General features: G+C 42.7%; 8 protein-coding genes and 1 CRISPR repeat array. Of the genes, 6 read left to right on the forward strand and 2 right to left on the reverse strand.

Translation table 11 applies throughout. The annotated features are described in order from the left end of the window. Positions 1–17: 17 nt before the first annotated feature. Positions 18–422: direct repeats of the CRISPR family, unit length 37 nt; unit sequence CTTTCAAATAAATGAAACCCGTTCGCGGGATTGAAAC. 61 nt (positions 423–483) lie between these two features. Further along, positions 484–837 (forward strand): hypothetical protein, encoded by a 354-nt coding sequence (locus tag ACFFAP_RS35370; protein ID WP_375515584.1) that lies wholly within the window; start codon positions 484–486, stop codon positions 835–837. 119 nt (positions 838–956) lie between these two features. Here ACFFAP_RS35370 and ACFFAP_RS35375 read toward each other — a convergent pair whose 3' ends face one another. Continuing rightward, positions 957–1,505: a hypothetical protein gene (locus tag ACFFAP_RS35375; protein WP_375515585.1), complete on the reverse strand. Its 549-nt coding sequence runs from the start codon at positions 1,503–1,505 to the stop codon at positions 957–959. A 260-nt stretch (positions 1,506–1,765) separates the two neighbouring features. On the opposite strand from ACFFAP_RS35375, the gene ACFFAP_RS35380 reads away from it, so the two are divergent. Then, positions 1,766–2,122, forward strand: coding sequence for a hypothetical protein (locus tag ACFFAP_RS35380; RefSeq protein WP_375515586.1), 357 nt, complete (start codon positions 1,766–1,768; stop codon positions 2,120–2,122). 4 nt (positions 2,123–2,126) lie between these two features. On the opposite strand, the gene ACFFAP_RS35385 is transcribed toward ACFFAP_RS35380, so the two are convergent. Then, entirely contained in the window at positions 2,127–2,549 is a 423-nt protein-coding gene (locus ACFFAP_RS35385; RefSeq protein ID WP_375515587.1) for a hypothetical protein, read from the reverse strand. A 352-nt stretch (positions 2,550–2,901) separates the two neighbouring features. Between ACFFAP_RS35385 and ACFFAP_RS35390 the strand changes: the two genes are divergently transcribed. From ACFFAP_RS35390 to ACFFAP_RS35405, 4 genes are all read left to right on the forward strand, one after another. Then, positions 2,902–3,417 (forward strand): hypothetical protein, encoded by a 516-nt coding sequence (locus tag ACFFAP_RS35390; protein WP_375515588.1) that lies wholly within the window; start codon positions 2,902–2,904, stop codon positions 3,415–3,417. Between the two features lie 57 nt (positions 3,418–3,474). Continuing rightward, positions 3,475–4,317 (forward strand): tyrosine-type recombinase/integrase, encoded by an 843-nt coding sequence (locus ACFFAP_RS35395; protein ID WP_375515589.1) that lies wholly within the window; start codon positions 3,475–3,477, stop codon positions 4,315–4,317. Between the two features lie 155 nt (positions 4,318–4,472). Then, positions 4,473–4,748, forward strand: coding sequence for a hypothetical protein (locus ACFFAP_RS35400; RefSeq protein ID WP_375515590.1), 276 nt, complete (start codon positions 4,473–4,475; stop codon positions 4,746–4,748). A gap of 364 nt (positions 4,749–5,112) precedes the next feature. Continuing rightward, entirely contained in the window at positions 5,113–5,343 is a 231-nt protein-coding gene (locus ACFFAP_RS35405) for a hypothetical protein (protein WP_375515591.1), read from the forward strand. Positions 5,344–5,365: the final 22 nt, after the last annotated feature.

Below are 5,365 nucleotides of genomic sequence, written 5' to 3' on the forward strand. Positions count from 1 at the left end.
GAAGTACTCTGCATAAACTTTCAAATAAATGAAACCCGTTCGCGGGATTGAAACAGCACAACTTAATCCTTGATTTAATACCGCATTATTTCTTTCAAATAAATGAAACCCGTTCGCGGGATTGAAACTAATGCTAAACTGCTTTTACCGGACATTGCCTTAACGCTTTCAAATAAATGAAACCCGTTCGCGGGATTGAAACTTCCACCCCGCTCAATCATAACGACTTTCCTCTAATCCTTTCAAATAAATGAAACCCGTTCGCGGGATTGAAACACATAAATTACCGCACTGGAGAACGGACGTATTATACCTTTCAAATAAATGAAACCCGTTCGCGGGATTGAAACCCCCTAATTCCACCAAGCGCTGCTTGTGCTGCTGGCTTTCAAATAAATGAAACCCGTTCGCGGGATTGAAACATTTATCCGCGATCGCAACCTGAATTTGGGAACCCTGGTAATAGTTGCGTTTCTCACCGTCATGAAATTCTTAAGCTTCCTCAAACCCAAACCAGCCCAGCCAACTATTGATTGCTACGGGCAACTAAACTCTCGTGTTGAGCAACAGCAGATTCAATCGCTGATGGAGTGGCTGTTTGCTAGTTTAATGGCGGCTGGATATGAAGGAAAGTCGCACATTATTTGGTACGACAGCGATAACCCAGACATCCTACTAGAGCAGAAAATTAAAAAAGTTGTGCGCTCTGGTGAGCCAATCTTTTTGTACCGTTGCGGTGGTAGGGTGTCGTCGCCGCCCAAAGGCTATTACTGGCGGATGATGGACGAACATCCATCGATGCGGATTTATCAGTTAGAGGTTAAGGATGGAGAGTGATAAGGTTTTCAGTTCTAGCCCAAATGGGAGCGATGTCTACTTTAAGGGGCTGCACCTACGCGTCTTCTTTACTCACATAACCCCCACATCGTCTGTGCGGTTTACCCTGTGTTCATAGCTCAATTTGACAATTGATTTTTGGCAGTTGAAAAGTTCAATTCCTGTTGAATACTTTTGGCGTCATCATATAGATTTATCACTCTCAAATCATTACTTGGACAGCTAACATCTGGAGATTCCTGCCCTTGATACCTGACTTGAGTTGACGTACCGAATGAAACAGATTTCCCACATGGTTTGTACGGTAATTTTGACAGCGGTTTCGCTGCTGAAATATCATTGAAAAATTTCGTAGCTGTATTTACTTTGATTTCACCTGCACCTTTTCTGTTGCAAACAGTATAAATTGCCTTTCCTGATGGCAATACACGAATTTTATACTTACAGGTATTTGTAGAACCACTATTAACAATAACTGCTGGCTGTTCCAGATTAGGAGTTTGTGCAAGTATTCTCAGAGGAAAAACACATAAGGGTGTAGCTAGCAATACCGAAACTATACTAATTTTATATATCTTAAAAACTTTCACTTTCACCTTATATTTATTTTTTAAGTTATCTAAAAAAACCTGTAATAGCACTAGCTTGGTTAATACTTGATTAAGCAATATCAGATTTTTGACCAGCGTAGTTACTAGACAGAAATTATGGGGATTTTTTAAAATTATAATTGACTGTGTACTTTTTAGATATGTCATTAAAATGTCAATGTTGTGTCAACTCAGATAATCAGCAATCAGCACTCCATCCACAACAGGGCAAACGCAGGCGATCGCCTCACCCTAAATAATTCTTAGAGGAAAAATTGGGAGTGCGTAGGCAAGCATTTACCATAGGCATCGCTACCTGTGCTGGATAAACTGGTGATATGCCAAAAATCCAAGAGTGTGATCGCTGTCTCCTTAATCCCCACAATCCCCACATAGTCTGTGCCGTTCACCCAGCAGGGCCACAGGGGGATAGCTGCTTGGACTTTCGACTTGACCCCAACGCCGAAGCAGAGGAGCTATGGCAACCGGAGGGGACAAGCTACTACAACGGTGAATTAATACTGCAACCACAGCAGCGATTGACGCAACAGCAACAGCTAGAACTGCTAGATACCCATCCTATGTTTACTGGCAAGTGTCCCCAGTGCGGGTATGAGTTTGATCGCGACTGGTCGGCGCGGGTGCATTGGGATTGTCAAAATTCAGAGTGCGGTTGGATGGATGATACTGTATAGTGTGTCAAGAGAAATGATACAAAACATTTCCCTCTTCATTTACTTCAAAATCAGCATTAAGTTCCAAGGCTTTCTCATCTAAATATTGTTTAGCTAACTGGGTTGATATTTCAGCATTTTTCGCCAGTTGCAATACCGTTATTCTGCCAGCATTTTGCTCAATTAATTCTAATAACACTAACTGAATCCGCTTTTGTTCTGATTCCAGAAGTAATGCTTTTTCCTTTCGATTCTGCTGTACTAAAGACCAACTCAACCAGCCTCCTAGAATGGTTGACGGAATAGTAAGAATAGTTAAAGCAGCTACATCATTTTCTTTTTCTTGAGCGGGAGTTTTGGGATTGAGAATTTCTAGAATCATCACAGCAGAAAAGGGAATGCCAAATAATAAAAAACATATTGCTAAAACTTTTTTAACTAGTTTCATACAACCTTTTTCAGTTCCTAACAAATAATGTAAAAATAATAGCTCTATTATATAATGTATAATCAATTACTTATGACGCTGATATTTCGCTGATGTTTCCTCTCTTCTTGACACACTGTTAGGTCGCTTGTAAATGCTGATGACAGCGAGGAAATCCATCACAATCAGGCGATGCCTGCGGCGGTAAACTACACTCTGTTGCTCAAATTTCCTCTCTACGAGACGCCAAAGGCGAACGCTTGTAAATAGCGACACCGATAGCGTAGCGTTAGCGACGCAGGAGCGTCATAGCCCGTCGTAGACATCGCTTTTCACTTTACAATCAGTTCATTGCTATCAAAATTGATATCAAATGCCTGATCACAAGACCCCACCAAGCGAAATGATTCGCGTGCCCAGTGCTTTAATTCCAGTAGTACGCCAATTATCCCAGCTGCACAGAGAGGGACATACAATTGCCTTGCTGCAAGGCTTAGAGGAATTAATATCTCAGTTTGATAGCAATATTGATATCGATGTTGCGCCTAGCAGTAAATCAGTTTTGCAGCTAGAGGAGAAGCTAGAAACCAAGCTCGACGTAATAACCAAGAAGCTGGAACTCCTGGAACGGGCTATTTCATCAAACAGATACAACAGTCAAGCTAGACCTCGAAAACAAGCGTACCCACACCAACAGCCCCAAGTTGAACTCCTTGCATTACCTCCTGAAAACTTAGCACCGCGACTAGGTTTAACTCCTTCAAGCCTTACGAGTGAAAAAGAAAAACTCACCCCCAAAGAATTTATCAGTTGGACTCGTAATCGTGACCCAAGGGGCTTGGGATGGGAGTTTCATAAAAAAGACGGACTTTACCACCCAGTAAAATAACTGCCACTGTCCCCCCAATAGGGTTTAATGAAGGAGCATTCAACATAAGAATGGGCAATGTTGAATACACAACCGCTCACTAACACCGAACTCATTGACCTTTGGCTGCACGGTAAAAGCAAAAACACCGTTGACGGCTACCGTCGCTATGCCGAGCGGTTTTTTTCTCATGTCAATAAGCCCCTCTCGGATTGCACCCTCATGGATTTTCAATTGTGGGTGATGACACTAAGTAGTTCTGACAACAGCAAGCGGGTAGCAGTGGGGGCAATTAAAAGCCTGTTCTCCTTTGCTAAACAGTTGGGGGTGATATCGGCTAACTTGGGAGTGTTAATCAAGTCACCCAAGGCTCATAACCGATTGGCAGAAAGAATTCTCACCCAAGAGGAAGTACAATTACTGATAAATTCCACCACGAATGGACGCGATCGCAGTATCGTTCGTTTACTTTACTTTGCTGGTTTACGGGTATCGGAACTGTGTGGCTTAAAATGGCGTGACCTCAAAAGCCGTGGTGATGGGGGTCAAATCACAGTATTTGGTAAAGGTGATAAAACCAGAACTGTGCTAGTGGGTGCTGGTATTTGGCGAGAGATTAACTCTTTAAAGGGTTACGCCAAACACGATGACCCAGTGTTTGTATCTGGTAAAGGCGGTCATCTGTGTCGCAGTATGGTATTTCATATTGTGAAAAATGCTGCCAAACGCGCTCTTATTGAGGGCAATGTTAGTCCCCACTGGCTTAGGCATAGTCACGCTTCCCACAGTCTCGACCGGGGAGCGCCGATACACTTGTTACAGAAAACGCTGGGGCATAGTTCAGTAGCCATCACTGAAATGTATCTCCATGCTAGGCCGACTGATAGCAGTGGGTTGTATTTGCCGGATGATGAGGAGTGATGAGGGTGCGATCGCTCAGTCCCAGATGAAGGTGTGCGATGGCGGAAGCGCCCGCCTTAAGAGCGATCGCCCCTTACATTGCTAAAGGCAAGAAGCTTTTGGAAGGACAAAATTAATATTTTATATAAAGTATAAACACCTCAATAAATAGTAGTATGTACTGTCCTATGGGTTTAGATTGTCGTCAAATGACAGGTGTTGACTATAAATGCCCTAATATCTCAGCTTGCCATGAGCATTCCCGCAAACCATCAATGGTCAAGATTGTGTTTTATCTACTCAACCAACAAATGTGCCAGCTAGAAGACATAAAAGTTAATGAAAAATCACTGGCTGAGTTGTTGCAAGAAACAAATCATGATTTAGAATCTGTGTTGGCTAATTTGGATAATTTTGTGATTAGCAATCGTAGAACAGATGAATTGGCATAAATTCTCAGCGCTAAATAAACATTAAAATTTTAGAAGCTCCGCAATATTTAACTGACAATGACGTTCACCCATTCTCTGTACCCAGACAATTGGTCAGAACTTGCCACTGCAATTAAGCAACAAGCCCAGTGGCGTTGCCAAAAGTGCGGGTTACAGTGCATCCCCCCAGGAGAAAACACAGCAAAACTTACACGCTCAAAACGCAGGGTGTACACGCTACAGGTACACCATTGGGACAGAAATCCAGCAAATAATCACAGAGGCAACCTTATAGCTCTGTGCAGCGCTTGTCACCTTTTATACCATAGAGGCGGTAAGTCTAATGTTTCACCGGGGCAGTTATCTTTGTGGTAAGTAAGTAAGTATGGATGATGATACTCAAGAACTAATCGCAATTCAACAAGAACTCTCAGGAATTAGCGATCGCCTGAGAAAGATTTTTCCACAAACCCATCCCCAATTTGACAGCGTGTTTGAAGACCTGGGCGCGGCTGGATATTATATGCGTGAGGCTGGTTATCGTCTGGAATCAGTTATCCAAACCGTACAAGGTGATAGCGACGTTCGAGCGTCTGGAGAAACTGAAATTGAGTAAAGCTTCAATTCACCTTACCTAC

This window comes from uncultured Nostoc sp. (genome assembly GCF_964245575.1).
Lineage (GTDB): Bacteria > Cyanobacteriota > Cyanobacteriia > Cyanobacteriales > Nostocaceae > Nostoc.

Coding starts and splice junctions, on each gene's coding strand:
- ACFFAP_RS35370 (WP_375515584.1), top strand. CDS start 484: ATGAAATTCTTAAGCTTCCTCAAACCCAAACCAGCCCAGCCAACTATT.
- ACFFAP_RS35380 (WP_375515586.1), top strand. CDS start 1,766: ATGCCAAAAATCCAAGAGTGTGATCGCTGTCTCCTTAATCCCCACAAT.
- ACFFAP_RS35385 (WP_375515587.1), bottom strand. CDS start 2,549: ATGAAACTAGTTAAAAAAGTTTTAGCAATATGTTTTTTATTATTTGGC.
- ACFFAP_RS35390 (WP_375515588.1), top strand. CDS start 2,902: ATGCCTGATCACAAGACCCCACCAAGCGAAATGATTCGCGTGCCCAGT.
- ACFFAP_RS35395 (WP_375515589.1), top strand. CDS start 3,475: ATGTTGAATACACAACCGCTCACTAACACCGAACTCATTGACCTTTGG.
- ACFFAP_RS35400 (WP_375515590.1), top strand. CDS start 4,473: ATGTACTGTCCTATGGGTTTAGATTGTCGTCAAATGACAGGTGTTGAC.
- ACFFAP_RS35405 (WP_375515591.1), top strand. CDS start 5,113: ATGGATGATGATACTCAAGAACTAATCGCAATTCAACAAGAACTCTCA.